Below are 17,916 nucleotides of genomic sequence, written 5' to 3' on the forward strand. Positions count from 1 at the left end.
CCCGTTTTTCCGGCTCGTTTGCTCGCCTGTTCTGGAGATCCGGCAGACGCTGCATCCCTGCAGCTCTGCCGGACCACCTGCCTCCTGCAGGTGTCCCGTGCGGGTCTTGCCAGCCAGGCTTCGCACTCACCGGACGGGCTCAGGGGGGATTTGCTCCTTCTGCCTCTCCCCCGTGTGCTGTCCCAGCCAGGATGCGCAGACTGGAACGCGGTAGACCCAAGGGGTTGCCGCCACGAGGGCGGCAACCGCAAACACAAGCCAGGGATGGCGGTTGTTTGCGGTCCCCAGTTCCAGGCAAGCGGACGGCTGAAAAGGACAGCATTGGGGGTCGCTTTTGTGCCACTTTTGGCGAGTCAAAAGTGGCAGGAAACCCCTTGAGCAGTAGAACAAGCTACCCTGTATTCCATCAGGGTTACATCGAAATTTTACTGTTTTAGAGTGCGTAACTTGAGTTACAAAAAGAGGCCAGCTTCTTATTGGAAAGAGGAGCTGGGCTTTTGCGTTTGAAAAGGGGCGGCACGCGGGGAGGCCGGAGAAACGTTACTCCTCCGGCACACACAATTCCTTGCGGGCAGCGGCCTTGATGGTCCTGGTGCCAACGATGACGATGACCAGCGCCAGCAGTATCAGCAGGGTGCTTGCCAGTGTTGCGAAAAAGGCGCTGCTGGTGAGGCTGGCGTAGAGGAAGCTGGAGAGGGACGCGGCGGCCAGGGGGAAGGTGTAGGCCCACCAGGAGAGGAAGAAGGGCAGCCGCACAAAGCGGTCGGTGAAGGTGAGCACCAGCAGGGTCATGAACAGGCCGTGGAAGTAGAGCACCTGGGCGAAGGCGTCCAGGCTGCCGGTCAGCTTGATGTAGGCGATAAAGCCCACGGCGGGTGGGGCGATCAGGATAAAGAGGGTGGGCAGAAGCTTCGGCGGCAGGCCGTTGTGGAAGATCACCCGGTTGAGGGTGATGCCCAGCAGGGCGAGCCAGAAGATGATGCCGACGCTGAAGAAGAACCAGGAGATTTCCACGGGGGCGTGGCTGACACCGGCCACGGGCACCAGGATGGTGCCCACCACCGGGATAAACCAGGCGGGGTTGAAGGTCTGCATCTGCAGGCCACGGAAGAACCAGACCCGCAGGGTGCGCAGCAGGAAAAACAGGTGCAGCAGGGTTCCGGTGTACCACAGGATTGCTGAAAGTCCGTGGTGGCTCTCCAGGTAGCCGATGGACAGCAGCAGCAGGGATATGGATATGGCGGGGAAGAAGTTCATGCGCACGGGGTGCTGGTACTCCTTGTTGACTTCGGCGGGGTACCTGGCCCATTTGGCCAGGTAGGCGATGCTGAGCACCACAAACCAGGCGCTGACGGCGTACAGGAGTATCTGGGACCAGAAGGGATCACCATGGCGATGCTCGAAGTGGGCCAGCGCCATGGCCAGGCCGGTCAGGCCCATGACGGAGCCGTAGAGGGGTATGGGTAGATTTTCCAGGCAGAGATTGTTTTCCTGAGCGGACATGGATTCCTCCGGCAATGCAGAATGGGGCAGTGAAATTGAAATCTGCGTGTAAATATGGCGAAATAGCCATGTCAATGCAAGGGGAAAACATGGCCCCTGCTCTTCGTGACAGCAGGGGCGTGGCGGGTAAAGTCGAAAACTACGGGAAGCTCAGGATTACCCGGGCCTGTTTGCCCTCACGTACGCTAAAAGCCAGTCCCTGGCGATCACCGTTGGCGCGGGTCGCTGTCACGTAATAGTCACCGCTTGGCAGATCTGTAATGACCCAGGGTCCGTCAGCTTTTCCCTGAAGCTGCACATCACCATCGGATCGTCTGATAGTAAACGCCATGTTCGCCAGGTAGGGGCCGCTGCGCTGGGAAAAGATGATCAGGGTGTTGCCATCGGGGACATTCAGTCGTTCCTCTTCCCCTACACCTCCGCTCCAGTAGTTCCCATAGGCAACGTTTGCGGCGGTTGCCAGTGTCATCAAAAGGCAGAGAATCCACAATATACGCTGAGGGAAAACCATAACAGACCTCCATGGAAAGGGTTTGCGTTCTGGTTGTTTGTGCTGTTTCTTTGCTCCTGTAAACCCGGGTCGCGGTTGCGGAGTTGTGGGGGCGTTGATGCGTTCAGTTTTCGTCTTTCTCCAAAAAAAGCATAGGCTTCTGGGATATTCTCTCAAGGGTTTTCGGTGATATTCCCCGCAACCTGCATGTGGTTGCGGGTCAGGGGATAGTCATTCTGCAGGCCCTTACTGAAGAGAATCTGGTAGAGGCGGGTCTGGCCCCACTGGAAGGTGGCCTGGCAGTAGTGGAAGTAGATGCGCCACATGCGCACGAAGCTTTCATCGGTCATGGCCTGGATTCTGTCCACCTGTTGCTCAAAGCGGTGAATCCAGTGGCCCAGGGTCAGGGCATAGTGCAGGCGCAGGTTTTCCATGTCCAGGGCCACCAGGTCACGGTTGCCCATGGCTCTGAGTATCTCGTCCAGCAGGGGAATGTAACCGCCGGGAAAGATATAGCGGGATATCCAGGGGTCGCCTCTGTCGTTTTTGCCGATACCATTGTCCTTGCCGATGGTGTGGAGCAGGCCCAGGCCTCCGGGTTTCAGGAGCGCATGCACCTTTTGCATGTAGGTTGGTATGAATTTCTTCCCCACGTGTTCGAACATCCCGATGGAGACAAATTTGTCAAATTGGCCCTCAGTATCGCGGTAATCCTGCAGGCGCACTTCAAGTTGATTTCCCAGTCCTTCGCGCTGGATACGTTCGCGGGTGTACTCGTACTGTTGCTCTGAAAGGGTTATTCCCCGAACGTGCGCCTGGTAGTGGCGGGCGGCATATACCATCATGCCACCCCAACCGCAGCCGATATCCAGCAGGGTCTCTCCCGGCTGCAGGCGAAGCTTGCGGCAGATCAGCTCGTACTTCTGCTGCTGGGCCGCCTCCAGGCTGTCCTGAGGTGTCCGGAAATAAGCACAGGAGTAAGCCAGGCTTGTATCAAGCCACAGCTGGTAGAAGTCATTGCCGTGATCGTAGTGAGAGGAAATGTTGGTCCGTGACTGGTGAATGGTGTTAAGGGAACGCAGGTGTTCAAGGAAGATGCGGGCTTTGGTGCTGACGGGGATGCAGGTGTCCCGGAAGCGCCTGTCCATCCCCAGGCGCAACAGCTGCTGGATGTCGCCCTCTATGTCGATGGTGCCAGCCATGTACTCTTCGCCGAAGCCCAGTGAGCCTTCGCGCAGCAGGCGGCGTGCCGCCTGTTCGGAGTGGAGGTGCAGGGTAAAGCAGGGTGGATGGTTGCCGATGGTGACGGTTCTGCCGTTCCACAGTCGGAAGGCGCCGTTGACTTCCGGATAGCAGTGGGCCAGTGCCAGGACGACGTCCTCGAAGGTTTTGAGCATCTGAAGAACCCTCCGTGCGGTGCTTTGGACGGTTGTGCAGAGTGAAGATAGGACCATTCAGATTTCGGTGTCGGCAGTACGAGATTACCACAGAAAAATGGCCTTTTTCAATGGAAGCCCCCGGTCATTATCCGTCAAACGCTGTTCCATTTTTTCTCGACTGGTGGTGAACTTGTGCATGCAAAACGCGATTTTCATGGTATGATTCATGGATAGTTCACTCTGGAGGAGGCCTCGCCCATGCGCAAAATACTTTTGATTCTGTTTGCTCTGTTGTTTTTTCCCTTCCTGGCCATTGGTTCCGAAGATCCGACGGCTTCCTGGCAACCTAAATTCGACCCCAGTGGCGCCAAATACACCTATATTCTCTCCAATGTTTCCCACCCTGCAATTGAAGGCGTAGCGGTGGGCTATCGCATTCGCGACCGGGTGTGGGAGCGCACCAATGGTCAGCTTTATGTGGATTTCCGCCCCCTGGCCCAACTGGGTGGCGAGCGCGATGTGCTGAGTAAACTGCGCATGGGTGCGGTGCACGGTATGCTCTGTTCATCGGTGGCGGCGGCGAACCTGAATGACCGTCTGGGCCTGGTGAATCTGCCTTTCGTCATCAACAGCTTTGACCGCCTGGAGGCCTTCCGGGAAAATGAGGAACTGTTCAGTACCTTTCAGGAAGCGCCTCTGCAGCAGGGGGTGCTGGCTATCGACGTGACCACCTACGGCACCTACGGCTGGGCGTCCCGCACGCCGGTGAATACGCTGGAAGAGGCGCGGCGGGTAAACTTCCGCATTGCCGAGGCTCCAGTGAATATCGATATCTACCGCGCCTGGAACCTGCGCTTCACCGTCATGCCCTGGCCCGATGTCCCCCAGGCCCTGCAGACCGGCGTTATTGACGGGCTGGATCACACCCCCACCACGCTGAATATTTCGCGCAAGTTTGATATCGCCAAGCACTACACCCATGTGGATTACGCCCAGGGCCTCTATGTGCACCTGACTAACAAGCGCTGGCTGGACCGTCTGCCTGAGGATATCCGTGAGATATTCCTGGAAGTGGTGGCCGAGGAAAGCGCCATTGCCCGCCAGAAGGGTCGTCAGCAGCAGGAAGACCAGATCGCGGCAGCCAAGGCAAACGGAGTCACCTTTGTGCGCTTGGGTGAGGAGGATCTGCAAACCCTGGAGCGTATGGCCAAGCCGGTGTATGAGCAGTGGGAGCCCCGCATTGGCAGCGAGTACGTTCAGCAGGTGCGGGAGTACCTGAAGGACAAGTAGCCAAAGGCGCGACATGTTCCCGTGAAGAGAATACAGAAGGAATCCCCCGACGATTGTCGCCGGGGGATTCTTTTTTTGCAGGCTGCTGAAAAACCTCATCTGCGGTGTTTTCGTAGTCACTCGTCATTGCAATGTACGGGGAGTATGCTTCATAACTCGCTCCGCGAGCGCCTTGCACCTGAGTATTTTTCAACTGCCTGCTTGTTTTATGTATTTCAGCAGGCTATGAGAGGTGGATTTGTCGGTTGAGGCTGCGCAGGGCCAGGCTGTCCTCGTACTCCTCGATGATGGTCAGGGAGCAGTGGTCCACCCGCATATGGGAGAGGGCGCGCAGAGGGCAGTGCAGCAGGTGCGCCACGACGACGCGGATCACTCCTCCGTGGCACATGATCAAGGAGTTGCCGGCCGGGGCGCTGCGGCGCACTTCTTCCCAGGCGGTCTGCACCCGTCCGGTGAACTGGGCCAGGCTTTCGCCCTCTTCCACCTCCAGCCAGTTGCGTCCCTTGGGGTGCAGGTGCGGGTACTGCTGCAGCACCTGATGGAATGGCAGTCCTTCGGCTTTGCCCATGTTCTTTTCGCGCAGTCCCGGCAATACCAGGGGATCGGGAAGGCGAGCGCCGTGCAGGGCCATGGTCTGCAGGGAGTGGTGGCAGCGCTGCAGATCGGAGCTGTAGCAGGCGTCAAAGGCGAGCTCCAGGGTGTTCAGGTGGTGGGCCAGCCTGCCGGCCTGCTGGTGTCCGAGGTCTGAGAGTCCGGGGTCGAGCCAGCCGTAAAAGATTCCGTGGAAGGCTTCTTCCACTTGCCCATGGCGGGCCAGATAGTAGGTCTTGAGGGGGGCAGCCGTTGGCATATCATTTCCTGTTTGTGGTATATTTTCACAATGGTCAACGGTTTCCCGTGGACAGAAGGTCTGTTTCGGTTTACTGTTGGCGCATTTCAGGACAGGGGGTTGTCAGTGCTTTCCATACTCTCACGCAACGATGCTCAGTTTGATGCAAAGATATCTCACATTCTCTCCCGGGGCCAGTCGCAGGACCAGGCTGTGGAAGAGGTGGTTCGCACTATACTCGAAGATGTTCAGCAACATGGCGACGAAGCCCTTATACGGTATACCAGCCGTTTTGACAATCTGGATCTGAATGCCACGGGCCTTGCCCTCAACGGCGGCACCATCGAGGCCTGCCGCTCCGAAATCTCCACCCGGCAGTACCAGGCCCTGGAAAGGGCGGCAGCTAATATCCGCTCCTTCCACGAGCGGCAGAAGCGTAACAGCTGGATGGAGCAGGATCCAGTGAATGGTAATATCCTGGGCCAGCGTTACCGTCCGCTGGACTCCGTGGGGATCTATGTTCCCGGTGGCAAGGCCGCCTATCCCAGCAGTGTGCTGATGAACGCCATTCCGGCTCAGGTTGCCGGGGTTGAGCGGATTGTCATGGTGGTGCCAACGCCCGATGGGTATGTGAATCCGGCGGTGATGGTGGCAGCCCATATCGCGGGGGTGTCGGAGATCTACCGGGTGGGCGGAGCCCAGGCGGTGGGGGCCCTGGCCTATGGTACCCAGACCATTGCTCCGGTGGACAAGATTGTCGGCCCTGGCAATATCTATGTGGCTACGGCCAAACGCATGGTCTTTGGCCGCGTGGATATTGATATGATTGCCGGGCCCAGTGAAATACTGATTATTGCCGACAGGGGAGCGGATCCCCGTCATATCGCCATTGATATGCTCTCCCAGGCGGAGCACGATGAGCTGGCCTCGGCGGTATTGATTACCGACTGCGAAGAGCTGGCCCAGAAAACGGCCAAGGCCCTGGAGGACGAGCTGGCCATTCTGCCGCGTCGTGATATTGCCCGCAAGAGCCTGGAGAGCTATGGCGCCATCATTGTGGTTCCCGATCTGCTGGAGGCTGCCCGGGTCAGTAATCAGATTGCGCCTGAGCACCTGGAGCTCTCGGTAGCCGATCCTTTCTGGCTGCTGCACGCTATCAAGCATGCGGGCGCCATCTTCATGGGATACCACACCAGCGAAGCGGTGGGTGACTATATCGCCGGCCCCAACCATGTTCTGCCCACTGGCGGAACAGCGCGCTTTTTCAGCCCCCTCAATGTGGATGACTTTGTCAAGAAATCCTCGCTGGTGTACTACACGCCCATGGGCCTGGAAGAGGTGGCCCGCGATGTGGAAATTCTCACCGCCATGGAAGGGCTGGATGCCCATGGTCGCAGCGTCAGTTACCGGGTGAGAAAGTAGGGGGACATGGACTATCCCTCTTTGGTGGCCCTGGCGGAGGATATTGCTGCCAGGGCTGGCCGCACACGGGTGCGCGATATCATTATGGTGGACTGGCACCAGCTCTTCCTGCGCCTTGATGACGTGGATGTGCAGATCAGCGCCCACTCCCATCCCAACTTTATGGTTCTGGTTCCCCACTCCCCCCGGACTTCCCGTGAGTACCCCTTTGCCCGTGCCCTTGAGACACACCTGAAGGGTACCTACCTGCTGCGTTGCAGTGTGCGGGAGCATGAGCGGATTCTTCGCCTGAGCTTTGGTTCGGTGCAGGGTCAGATCAAACGCAAGTTCCACCTGGTGGTGGAAATCATGGGTCGCCATTCCAATGTGATTCTGCTGGATGAGGACAAGCTGGTACTGGCAGCCCTCAAGGAGAACTGGGATGTCTCCACCGCACGGCCACTGCTGACGGGGCAGCCCTATCAGTTTCCCCCTTCCCAGGGGCGCCGTTTTCCGGATTCGCCGGAGGACTTCCGCGATGGCGCCGTGGCCAGGCGTGAGCTGTGTTTCCCCCCCTGGCTGATCGATTACTTCTGCCGCTATCCCGAAGATTTTCCCGCTTACCGCGATGCCCTGGAGCGCCGGCAGTTCGATTTTGCGCGGGTGGATACGGGTGGGAAGCTCTGGGCCAGTGTGGTTTCCCTGCCCCACGCCCGGACGGTGGAGACCTTTGACAGTGTCAGCGCCATGGTGCTTGGCAGTGCGGTGGAACGCGAGGAAAGTGCCCTGGAGCGCCGCCGTCGCCGGCTTGTGCGGCGCATGGAAGATGCCATAGTGGCCCAGCAGGCGAAGATGGAGCTGTTGCGGCGTCAACTGGAGCAGCATGGTGACACTGGCGCGCTGCAGCGGGAGGCGCAGCTGATTAAGGATAACCTGCACCGCCTGCGGGGTGGTGGCCGGGTACGCTGCCATGACTACGCGCACAATACCGATGTCGAGCTGGAGCTGCCCCGCGATATCCTGCCCCGCGTCTATATGGAAAAGCTCTTCCGGCGTATCCGCAAATATCACCTTTCGCTGCCCCATCTGCAGCGTCAGTTGGAGAAATGTAAAAACAGTGTCACCTATCTGGAGCAGGAGCGTTACTATGCATCCTATCTTCAGAGCCTGGAAGAAGTGCTGCACAAGGAGCGGGAGCTGTTTCCCCGCCGGGGAGTCACCGAGCGTCCGGGGAAGCGTTCCGTCAGTCGTGAACGTGAACGGGTAAAAAAACTGGATTTTCGTGGATACCTGTTATATGTAGGGCTTTCCAGCGCGGCCAACGAAAAGGTGACCTTTGGTGCCCGTCCCGACGACTGGTGGTTTCATGCCAAGGATATTCCCGGTGCCCATGTGGTGCTGGCGTGTCACAACCGCCCTGCTCCCGACGAGGAGAGTATGGCCATGGCAGCGGCGCTGGCGGCCTTTTTCTGTCGAAACAGTTCTGAGGATAAGGTTTCCGTCGATTACACCCAGCGCAAACACGTGCGCAAACCAGCGGGCACACCGCCGGGAACGGTGTACTATACCCACTTCAAGACACTGCTGGTGGGGCGGGAACAGATGGACGCGGCCCGCGGGTTTCTGGAATCATCCAGCGAAACGGTGAGCTGATTGTCGATTGGTGATCATTCTGGTAAAACACGATACAATTGAAACACATCAACCTGAAGGGCGTTATATGGAACAAACAGCTTCGCACCTTTCTTCTGCTCCCCCCGTACGCCTCCTGATGGGCATTCACTGCCACCAGCCCTACCAGAATTTTTCCTGGGTTCTCGAAGATGCCTGTACCAAAAGCTATGAACCTTTCCTGCAGACCTGCCTGCGCTATCCCGATTTCCGCTTTGCCCTGCACTACAGCGGCTGGCTGCTGCAGTGGATTCAGACCAATCGACCTGCGGTCTTTGACCTGATCGGTGAGATGGCATCCCGTGGGCAGGTGGAGATATTCACCGGGGGCTTTTTTGAGCCGATTCTCGCCTCCATTCCCCACAAGGATCAGGTGGGTCAGATAGAGATGCTCAGCAGCTATATCCAGAGCAATTTCGGCCAGACGCCCAAGGGCCTGTGGCTGACGGAGCGTATCTGGGATAGTTCCATTGTGCCAGCAGTGGTGCAGGCTGGTGTGGAGTATGCCATTGTCGATGACTATCATTTTATCAGCGCCGGTTTTGAACCGGGTGCCCTGGACGGTCACTATGTGACGGAGGAAGGGGGGCGCTGCCTCAAGCTTTTCCCCATCAGTGAAAAACTGCGCTACACCATTCCCTTCAAGAATCCCGGACAGACCATAGATCACTTGCTGGAGCACGCCCGTGAGGACGGTTCATCGGCCCTGACCTTCTTTGATGATGGCGAGAAGTTTGGTGTCTGGCCCCAGACCAATGAGTGGGTTTTCGGCGAGCGGCGCTGGCTGGAGGAGTTCATCGAGACCGTTCTTGACCATCCGCGCGTGCGAGTGGAAAGCTTTGCCGACTATGTGTCTGATCAGCGTCCACGGGGTATCGCCTATCTGCCAGTGTGTTCCTATTACGAGATGGGAGCCTGGACATTGCCCTCACGCCTGGCGAGTCGCTTTGATGAGTTTTACCACAGGGTGAAAAAAGAGGACGAGGCCACGGCTACGGCCTTCGTCAAGGGGAGTATCTGGAAGAACTTCCTGGTGAAGTATCCCGAGTCCAATAATATTCACAAGAAAATGCTGCGTCTGGCATCCCTGCCCCTGGGGCTGGAGGCCCGCGAAGCGCTCTATCAGGGGCAGTGCAACGATGTCATGTGGCATGGGGTCTTTGGCGGTCTCTACCTGCCCAACCTGCGATTCAACGCCTATGAGGCGCTTAATCGCTGCGAGCGCCTGGCGGGGCGATCCGGTGTCTTCGTGGGCGACTTCAACTGTGATGGCTACCCGGAGGTGCTGGCACGCACCCAGGCATACTTCGCGTCTCTTTCCAGCCGCGAAGGCGCTCAGCTTTACGAACTGAGCTGCATGCGTTCACTGGTGAACGTGCTCAACACCCTGACCCGCCGCCATGAGGCCTACCACGACAAGCTGGGCAAGCCGGCAGCCGGTGAGGTGCCGGAGACGGTGGAAGATGCCGATGGTATCGCCTCCATCCATGACCTGGTTGCCGACGAGCAGATGGAGCTGCCGCCGCTGCACTATGACTGGCATCAGAAGTACTCCTTTGTGGACCACTTCATGGCGGAACTGCCCACGGATGAATCCTTTGTGGCAGCTGATCTGAAGGAGCAGGGGGACTTTGCCAATCAGCCTTTTGCCGTAATTCACCAGAATAGTGGTGACGTGCTGCTGCGGCGCTCTGGAGGCCTCTATCGCTGGGCGGAAAAACTGGCGGGCATCACTGTTGAAAAGCGCTACCAGTTTCTCAGCCAGAGCGTTCAGGTGGATGTGTGTGTGGAATCGGATCGTGATATTGAGACTTTCTACGGCTGTGAGTTGAACTTCCATATTCCTTCGGGTGTTGAGCAAAGCCATATAGAAATTCATGGAAATAAATTCCCGAAAGACCATACTTTTACCTTTGATGATGTGCGGGATTTCTGCCTGGAGGACGGGCTGTTTCACACTCCCCTGAGGGTGCATGCCTGCACGGCCCAGCGTCTGTTGGGCTTTCCGGTGATGACGGTGTCACAGTCGGAAGCCGGGTACGATGCCACCTACCAGGGCACCTCCTTCTTATGGTGCCGTCTCCTGACACTGCGCGCCGGAGAGCGCCAGAAAATGAGCTTTCTGCTCAGCTTCGGAGGGTGAAGCGATGACGACCAAGCTCAGACAGGATCCCATGGGACGCTTTGCGGTAGTCTACGAGCCTGGTCTTGCCCGGCTGCCGCTGCTTTCAGGGCCTGGTAACGGCAGTGCGGATGACGGGGAGCAGAGCGTGGCCTGCCCTTTTTGTCCTGGAAATGAGCGCTACTGCCAGTTTTCCATTGATCAGTTCGGGGAGAAAAAAGACTGGAAGCTGCGGGTGATTCCCAATCGCCTGCCGTTTTTTTCCGTTGAAGGTGGCGAAGAGGCTTTCCCCGACGGTATCTATGATATCAATGGTGGTGCCGGTGCCCATGAGGTCATCATCGAAAGTCCAGAACACGGGCTCACGCCCTTTGCCTTTACCCAGGCGCAGTGGTGCGACATTTTTACCATGACAGCGCGCCGTCTGACGGATCTGCGCCAGGACAGCCGCTTTCAGTATGTCAGTTTTTTTCGCAATTTCGGTGTTCAGGCGGGTGCCGCCCTCTCCCATCCCCACAGCCAGATTCTGGCGCTGCCACTGGTGCCGCCGGAGGTGCAGCAGAAGCTGCGGGCCTTTCACCGCCATCAGGAGCACAAGGGGCGATGCCTGGCGTGCGATATCGTGCACCACGAAACCTCGGCGCGCAAACGCATCCTTGCGGAAAATGAGTCCTTTGTGGCCATGGCTCCCTATGCTTCGCGCCATCCCTTCGAAATGCATGTCTACCCCCGCCGGCATCAGGGTTTTTTCGAGTCCATGAGTCCTGAGGAGCAGGTGCTGTTCAGCCGCATCATAGCTGATCTTATGCAAAAGTTGCAGAGAGTACTGGCTGAGCCGCCATTTCATATGATACTGTTCAATCGTCCGGTCCCTGCTGAGGGGAGCCGGTTTCACTGGCACATGGAAATTCTGCCCCGGGTGTTTGCGGCGACGGCGCTGCAGGAGGGGACGGGAATCTATATGAATCCGGTTACTCCTGAGGAGGTGGTCAAGGTGGCTGGGAGCCGCCCTGCCCAGGGTTTTGATGACCAGATCGATGACAATGGCATTGGATAAACTGTTGGTTCTGTTTCACGGATTGTTGTACCGGGTTTACCTCGAGAGCTGAGGAGGGTGATGTGGATAAATTGCTGGAGTTGCCGCGGGAGGATCTGATCAGGATAGCCAGGGGATTGAGCATCGCGGGACGTTCACGTATGTCAAACCGCGAGCTGGCCGAGGCCATTTATCGGCTTTCCCTGGAAGTTGGCGTTTCATCGTTTTTTCTTCACCGCTCTGATGACAGCCACCTGCGGGTGGAATACAACAATATATATCTCCCCATGGAGATTGGCCGTAACCGTGCCTGTCTACTCTATCGTGACCCACTGTGGGCCTATGTCTACTGGGAAATGACTCGGGATATTCTACCCGATGGCGACTCCTACAGTTTCACCCTGAAAATCATGGACAACCATACCCGGCAGGAGCACGTGCAGATTGGCGAGGTGGAGCGCGTCGGGCGCTGGTATCTGAACCTCAATGCGCCGGAACGTGAGTTTTACGCGGTGGTGGGTGTCACGTTCACCAATGGCGATTTTCTTGAGCTCGTGCGTTCCAATATCATCAAGATGCCGGCGGTTGGCTTTTCCGATGACGCGGAGCAGGTGGTCTTCTATAACCGTAAGACCGGATCGCGACAAGTTGTTGACAGTGATGGCGCCTCTGTGGGTGTTGGCGCAGAACTTGGCTTTTACCATGACAGCTCCATTGCTATCCACCGGCGCTTTCCCGGCTCATCAATGAACTTCAGTTCACGGGCTGAAGACGACGGGAGCGAACATGGCAACCAATAACCACCGTGGCTACCTTGGACTGGTGCTGCACTCCCATCTGCCCTTTGTGAAACATCCCGAACATGAGCGGTTTCTTGAAGAGAACTGGCTCTATGAGGCCATGACGGAAACCTATATTCCCCTGCTGATGGCCCTTGCCAGGCTGGAACGCGATGGGGTGCATACGGCCATAACCCTTTCAGTGACACCACCCCTTGCCAATATGCTGGAAGATCCGCTGTTGAACAGTCGCTATGAAAAACATATGCTGCTGATGCTCGAGCTGCTGGAAAAAGAGCGTCTGCGTACGGTTAACGACCCGGCAATGTCGGACGTTGTCCGCTTCTACCGTGAGCGTTTTCAGTCGATTCTCGACTACTACCGTCACGATCTGGCGGGCAATATTCTCAATGGCTACCGCCACTTTCAGGCTACGGGTGCCATTGAGATCATAACCTGTGCGGCGACCCACGGTTTTCTGCCGAATCTGCGCATGACACCGCGCAGCGTTCAGGCTCAGATTGCCCTTGGGGTCAAGTCCCACAAGCGTATTTTCGGCGTTCACCCCAGGGGAATCTGGCTGCCGGAGTGCGCCTACTACGAAGGCCTGGAAGAGGTTCTGAAGGAGCACGGTCTCGAGTACTTTCTCATGGATACCCATGGCGTGCTGTTTTCGCGGCCCCGCAGTATTTACGGAAACTACGCGCCCGTGTATACGCCCAATGGCGTTGCGGCCTTTGGACGGGATCAGGAGTCCAGCCGCCAGGTGTGGTCCAGCAAGGAAGGATATCCCGGCGATTTCCGCTATCGCGAGTTTTACCGGGATGTGGGCTGGGATCTGCCCTACGAGTATATCAAGCCTTACATCAACCCTGACGGACAGCGCATATTCGTTGGGCTCAAGTACTATCGCATCACTGGTGAAGGCGACCACAAAGAACCCTATGTGCGCGTTGAAGCCATGGAGGCGGTGGCTGAGCACGCCGGCAACTTCCTTTTCAATCGCGGGGCTCAGGTGAACTACCTGCACGATGTGCTGCGCAAGGAACCTCTGGTGGTCTGTCCCTATGACGCCGAGCTTTTCGGTCACTGGTGGTACGAGGGTATTGATTTTATCTACTACCTGCTGAAAAAAGCCCACTACGACCAGGATGCCATCGCGCCGATTACCCTGTCAGGTTATCTGGACAGGTATCCTGAGCATCAGGTGGTGCAGCCGGCGGCCTCCACTTGGGGCGACAAGGGCTATAATGAAGTCTGGCTCAATAACAGTAACGACTGGATTTACAAGTATCTGCATGATATCAGCATTCGCCTGAGTGAACTGGCCAACAAGTACCAGTACAGTTCTGACCAGACACAGGTCCGTCTGCTCAATCAGATGGCCCGTGAACTGGTGCTGGCAGAGGCCAGCGACTGGGCTTTCCTGATGACGACCCGCACCGCTGCCGAGTACGCTTCCAAGCGTACCGTAGAGCACATTGAAAATTTTCGCCGTCTGGCGGACATGCTTGAGGGCGGGCAGGTGGAAATGGATGCCCTGGAAGAGCTGGAGTATAAGAATTCGATTTTCAGCCAGGATATGGATTTTCGCCTGTATTGTCCCTGAGTGGAGATCAGACCACCCTGTAACCCGCCTTCGGTATCTCATCCGGGGGCGGGTTTTTTCATTCTTCTTATGGGCGACTCAGAAAACCTTTCCATGGATTGAAAATATTTCTGCTGGTGGGCTCCGGAAAGCAGGGTGATTCAACCTGGTTCCGCGCCGAAGAGGCTTGAGATGAGGCGACCGTAGTCACTGCCGGAAGAGGCGCCTGTGGACTCAAGGTACATCAGGTAGGCGTAGAGATGGCGGTAGCCTTTCATGCTGGGGATGATCTGGCCGTGGGATATGATGATATAGCGGTGTTTGGCCAGCTCAGCCAGTTCCGGGCGCTCAAGGCTCTTTTTATCGGAGAGCAGTTTCAGCAGCAGGGGGACATGGCGGTACTTTTCCCGGATATAGGTGCCCCGTTTTTTTTGTAACTCTTTGTTTTTCTGACCAATGGCTTTAAGGGTGTCCTGGATTACCTGCTGCCTGTTCATGTTGGCCTCTGTTTTGCACCTGTGAGGGGCATGTTCTGACAACCGGAGGAGTTGATACCATGATACCGGCTACTGTCAATGATATGTCCGTGGTCTCGCCGCACCACAGCAAGAAAAACGAGAACCTGACCGACGAGGAGCGGGGACAGATCCTGCGATCTGCCCAGCATTTTGAGTCACTGCTTGTGAACATCATGTTCACGACGATGAGGAAGACCATAGCAGATGGTGGACTGATTGAAAAGTCCAACGCTGAGGAGATCTTCACCTCGTTTCTGGACACCGAATTCTCCAAGACAGCCAGTACCAGCACTACTGGGGGAATGGGGCTTGCGGGAATGATGTACGAGCAGCTGACGGGTGAACCCCTGAAACACGCACCTTCCCTGGGGGATGTGAGTCAGTTTGACTCGCGGCTGAGTTTTGGCTTCTCCGGCGCGCCTGAGCGCTTTGGGGCGTCCCAGCCCCTGAAGGTGAACCAGAAGATGCTGGAGGACTTCTACCTCGCTCGTTGAGGTTTTCCCTGAACCCCGTGCCTGGGTGGCAGGTCATTGAAAACAATTTGTGTGTGTCAGCCGGAAAAGAATTCCGCTGGCTTTTGATGTGTTGTGTTTGTCGGATTTTCCGGAAGTGAATTTTTTTGAAAAAACAGGTAAAGTTTTTTATCTGGCTTCCGATAAGAGAGACAGGCAGGAATACAACAAAGGAGGCACACAATGAAAGTCAATGGCTACGGCTCTTCTTCTATTGACGCCTACCTGAAAAACAATCGCACCCAGGGGAAATCCCGTGGGGACGAGGCAGTTCAGGGTAAGGAAGGCGCTGGGGGAAATGCCGATAAAATTCACTTTTCCGGCACGTATATGGATGTCGCCAAGGCAACCAAAGTCGCTTCAGATGCGCCAGAGGTGCGTGATGAGCGGGTTGAGACCCTGAAGGCAGCCATTCAACGTGGAGACTATCGCTATAATCTCGATATGCTGGCGGCGAAACTGGCAGAGGTACTTGGCAAAAAGTAGCGGGTAAAAGGTGCAACCGATATGGAGGTGACCTTTGAGTACGCACAAGACTGGCTCGGCTACACTGGCGGAGCTCTATACCTATTATGCACAATTGCGCGATATGCTGCAGGAAAACCGCGAGCATATTGTCAAGGGGGATGTGCAGGGCGTTGATCGGGTAAGTAACCTGATGGAGACCCTGGTGCTGAAAATCCGCCTGCTGGAGGATACCCTTGACAGCTTTATGAAGGACTACGCTTCAACCCACGATGTGGAGTGCAAGCTGCTGGCGATAGCAGCCCACATGGAGCCGGAGGGTGGAGATTTCACCGATGAGCTGGTTCGCCTGAGCGAGCTGGTCAAGGATGTTGACCGTCAGACGTACATGAATCGTCAGATTCTGCACAGTGCCTTGAAGGTCAATGGACACTTTCTCTCCCTTGTGGATAACGAGCTGAAATCGTCGAAGCAGTATGCGTCCGATGGCGCAGTGACACAGAAGCGTCAATCACTTTTCATGAGCCAAAAAGTATGACCGTGGGCTGCTGATCCTTCGCGTGAAGGATTACAGCCTGCGGTTTTGTGTATAAGGAGCTGGTTATGGGAACCTTTCAATCCCTGAATGTTGGTCTTTCCGGTGTGCTCGCCAGCCAGAGCGCCCTGATGACCGTTGGTCACAACCTCAGTAATATGAACACCGAAGGCTTCAGTCGACAGAGAGTTGTGCTGCAGGCCAACCAGCCACTGCGTATTTCAAGTCTGCAGTACGGTCAGGGAGTCAATCTCAGCCAGGTGCAGCGGGTCCACGATGATTATGTGCAGCAGTCCCTGCGGGCCGCCATCACCAAGAGTGGGCAGTACGAAGCCAACTACATGGCCTATAATGAAATTGAAATGCTCTTCAATGAGACTGAAGGCATGGGACTTGGATACTCCCTGACCCAGTTCTGGGACTCATGGCACGATTTGGCCAATGCGCCCACGGACACCTCCCAGGAAGCCGCCTCCAAACGCTCCACGGTTATAGAGTCAGCCAATTTTCTGATCAATACCATCCAGGGTACCTACCAGCAACTCAATGACCTGCAGGCCCAGTACACCGGCCGGATCGACAGTATGGTCAACGATGTCAACTCGCAATTGCAGTCGCTGGCTGCACTGAACGTGCAGATCGGCAAGACGACGGCTCTGGGTAATCCGGCCCATGATCTGCTGGATCAGCGAGATATGATCCTGAACAAGCTGGCGGAGTACCTTGATGTCAAAGTGGACATCAATGACCAGGGGCAGGCGACGGTCTTCCTTGACGGCAAGACGCTGGTGGATCGTGACCACGCTGCGAAACTGGTTAATAAACGCACCGGTGAGTTCAGCAGCGAACTTCTGTTCGAAAGCCCTTCCGGTTACACCAGCAAGATTACGAACTTTTCCAATAATGGTCAGATCGGCGCGTATATGGAAATGCGCGATAAGACAATTCCTGGCTACATCGAAAAACTTGATGATCTTTCGCGTACGATTATCGAGGAGGTCAACAAGGTTCACGCCAATGGCATGGTGACCAAGCCTTTCGGTGCGGTATCTTCCCAGTACAGCGTTGAGAACAGTCGCACTCCGCTCAATGACAATACGCCCTTTCAGATTCAGAATGGCAGTTTTCAGCTCAAGGTCTTTGACCCTGCGGGGGGCGAACTGCAGACCTTTGAGATCCGCATCAACGAGGGCGACTCCCTGCGCCAGATTGCCATGAAGCTGGATCAGGCCGACGGGGTGGCGGAAGGCGGGCTCTTCAGTGCCAGCATTAATGCCGATAATCAGCTGGAAATCCGTGGTAACAACGGGAATACCTTTGTCCTGTACAACGACACCAGCAACGCGCTGACAGCCATTGGGCTGAACACCTTCTTCAAGGGGCACGACGCCAAGAGCATCGGGGTCAACAGCTATGTGGCAGAGGATACGACTCGCCTTGCCACCAGCTTCAGTGGTGAGCCGGGTGACAACCGCAATGCCAATCTGATTGCCGAGTTACGGAATGCCAAGGTCATGGGTGGCATGACCATTGGCGAAAACTATAATCATTTTGTCAGCAAGATCGGCATGGACGTGCGAATCAATATTGATTCACTCCAGACCACCCAGCTGATTCGCTTCCAGATCGAGGTGAAACGCGAAAGTATCTCCGGCGTCAATGAAAACGAAGAACTGACCAATATGCTGAAATTTCAACGCTCCTTTGAGGCATCATCACGCTTTATTACCACCATTGACCGCCTGCTTGACAATATCGTCAATCGAATGGGCGTATAGAAACCCGTGAAAGAGAACGG

General features: G+C 56.3%; 16 protein-coding genes. 11 read left to right on the forward strand and 5 right to left on the reverse strand.

Annotation, left to right across the window (positions count from 1 at the left end; all coding sequences use genetic code 11):
- Positions 1 to 540: 540 nt before the first annotated feature.
- The 3 genes from ACZ46I_RS07265 to ACZ46I_RS07275 all read right to left on the reverse strand — a co-directional run bounded on the left by ACZ46I_RS07265 (position 541) and on the right by ACZ46I_RS07275 (position 3,390).
- Positions 541 to 1,503, reverse strand: a complete 963-nt coding sequence (locus ACZ46I_RS07265; protein ID WP_464280376.1) for an SLAC1 anion channel family protein — start codon at positions 1,501 to 1,503, stop codon at positions 541 to 543.
- A gap of 139 nt (positions 1,504 to 1,642) precedes the next feature.
- The gene (locus ACZ46I_RS07270) at positions 1,643 to 2,014 is read right to left on the reverse strand and encodes a hypothetical protein (protein WP_464280377.1); all 372 of its coding nucleotides are present in this window, start codon (positions 2,012 to 2,014) and stop codon (positions 1,643 to 1,645) included.
- Positions 2,015 to 2,166: 152 nt separating this feature from the next.
- Positions 2,167 to 3,390: a class I SAM-dependent methyltransferase gene (locus ACZ46I_RS07275; protein ID WP_464280378.1), complete on the reverse strand. Its 1,224-nt coding sequence runs from the start codon at positions 3,388 to 3,390 to the stop codon at positions 2,167 to 2,169.
- A 240-nt stretch (positions 3,391 to 3,630) separates the two neighbouring features.
- Between ACZ46I_RS07275 and ACZ46I_RS07280 the strand changes: the two genes are divergently transcribed.
- Positions 3,631 to 4,662, forward strand: a complete 1,032-nt coding sequence (locus ACZ46I_RS07280) for a TRAP transporter substrate-binding protein (protein WP_013506583.1) — start codon at positions 3,631 to 3,633, stop codon at positions 4,660 to 4,662.
- 223 nt (positions 4,663 to 4,885) lie between these two features.
- Here ACZ46I_RS07280 and ACZ46I_RS07285 read toward each other — a convergent pair whose 3' ends face one another.
- A complete protein-coding gene (locus tag ACZ46I_RS07285) occupies positions 4,886 to 5,512 on the reverse strand; it encodes a histidine phosphatase family protein (protein ID WP_226507855.1) in 627 nt (208 codons plus the stop codon).
- A gap of 105 nt (positions 5,513 to 5,617) precedes the next feature.
- Here ACZ46I_RS07285 and hisD point away from each other — a divergent pair, with 105 nt between their 5' ends.
- The 6 genes from hisD to ACZ46I_RS07315 all read left to right on the forward strand — a co-directional run bounded on the left by hisD (position 5,618) and on the right by ACZ46I_RS07315 (position 14,109).
- Positions 5,618 to 6,913 carry a histidinol dehydrogenase gene (gene hisD / locus ACZ46I_RS07290; RefSeq protein WP_198007085.1) on the forward strand — a complete coding sequence of 432 codons (1,296 nt, stop codon included), beginning with the start codon at positions 5,618 to 5,620 and terminating at the stop codon, positions 6,911 to 6,913.
- A gap of 6 nt (positions 6,914 to 6,919) precedes the next feature.
- Positions 6,920 to 8,545, forward strand: a complete 1,626-nt coding sequence (locus ACZ46I_RS07295; protein WP_464280379.1) for an NFACT family protein — start codon at positions 6,920 to 6,922, stop codon at positions 8,543 to 8,545.
- A 67-nt stretch (positions 8,546 to 8,612) separates the two neighbouring features.
- A complete protein-coding gene (locus tag ACZ46I_RS07300) occupies positions 8,613 to 10,706 on the forward strand; it encodes an alpha-amylase/4-alpha-glucanotransferase domain-containing protein (protein WP_464280380.1) in 2,094 nt (697 codons plus the stop codon).
- A gap of 4 nt (positions 10,707 to 10,710) precedes the next feature.
- Complete coding sequence (locus ACZ46I_RS07305) at positions 10,711 to 11,742, forward strand: galactose-1-phosphate uridylyltransferase (protein ID WP_464280381.1); 1,032 nt, start codon at positions 10,711 to 10,713, stop codon at positions 11,740 to 11,742.
- 62 nt (positions 11,743 to 11,804) lie between these two features.
- Positions 11,805 to 12,521, forward strand: coding sequence for a DUF4912 domain-containing protein (locus ACZ46I_RS07310; protein ID WP_464280382.1), 717 nt, complete (start codon positions 11,805 to 11,807; stop codon positions 12,519 to 12,521).
- A complete protein-coding gene (locus ACZ46I_RS07315) occupies positions 12,508 to 14,109 on the forward strand; it encodes a glycoside hydrolase family 57 protein (RefSeq protein WP_013506576.1) in 1,602 nt (533 codons plus the stop codon). The genes ACZ46I_RS07310 and ACZ46I_RS07315 overlap by 14 nt, the downstream gene beginning before the upstream one ends.
- A gap of 140 nt (positions 14,110 to 14,249) precedes the next feature.
- On the opposite strand, the gene ACZ46I_RS07320 is transcribed toward ACZ46I_RS07315, so the two are convergent.
- Positions 14,250 to 14,585 (reverse strand): hypothetical protein, encoded by a 336-nt coding sequence (locus ACZ46I_RS07320; protein WP_464280383.1) that lies wholly within the window; start codon positions 14,583 to 14,585, stop codon positions 14,250 to 14,252.
- Between the two features lie 59 nt (positions 14,586 to 14,644).
- On the opposite strand from ACZ46I_RS07320, the gene ACZ46I_RS07325 reads away from it, so the two are divergent.
- The 4 genes from ACZ46I_RS07325 to flgK all read left to right on the forward strand — a co-directional run bounded on the left by ACZ46I_RS07325 (position 14,645) and on the right by flgK (position 17,896).
- Positions 14,645 to 15,100, forward strand: a complete 456-nt coding sequence (locus ACZ46I_RS07325) for a rod-binding protein (protein WP_464280384.1) — start codon at positions 14,645 to 14,647, stop codon at positions 15,098 to 15,100.
- Between the two features lie 201 nt (positions 15,101 to 15,301).
- Positions 15,302 to 15,604, forward strand: a complete 303-nt coding sequence (gene flgM / locus ACZ46I_RS07330; RefSeq protein WP_013506573.1) for a flagellar biosynthesis anti-sigma factor FlgM — start codon at positions 15,302 to 15,304, stop codon at positions 15,602 to 15,604.
- 34 nt (positions 15,605 to 15,638) lie between these two features.
- Positions 15,639 to 16,121, forward strand: a complete 483-nt coding sequence (flgN, locus tag ACZ46I_RS07335; protein WP_013506572.1) for a flagellar export chaperone FlgN — start codon at positions 15,639 to 15,641, stop codon at positions 16,119 to 16,121.
- Between the two features lie 65 nt (positions 16,122 to 16,186).
- Positions 16,187 to 17,896 (forward strand): flagellar hook-associated protein FlgK, encoded by a 1,710-nt coding sequence (gene flgK, locus ACZ46I_RS07340; RefSeq protein WP_464280385.1) that lies wholly within the window; start codon positions 16,187 to 16,189, stop codon positions 17,894 to 17,896.
- Positions 17,897 to 17,916: the final 20 nt, after the last annotated feature.

The sequence above is a fragment of the Desulfurispirillum alkaliphilum genome (assembly GCF_055378285.1).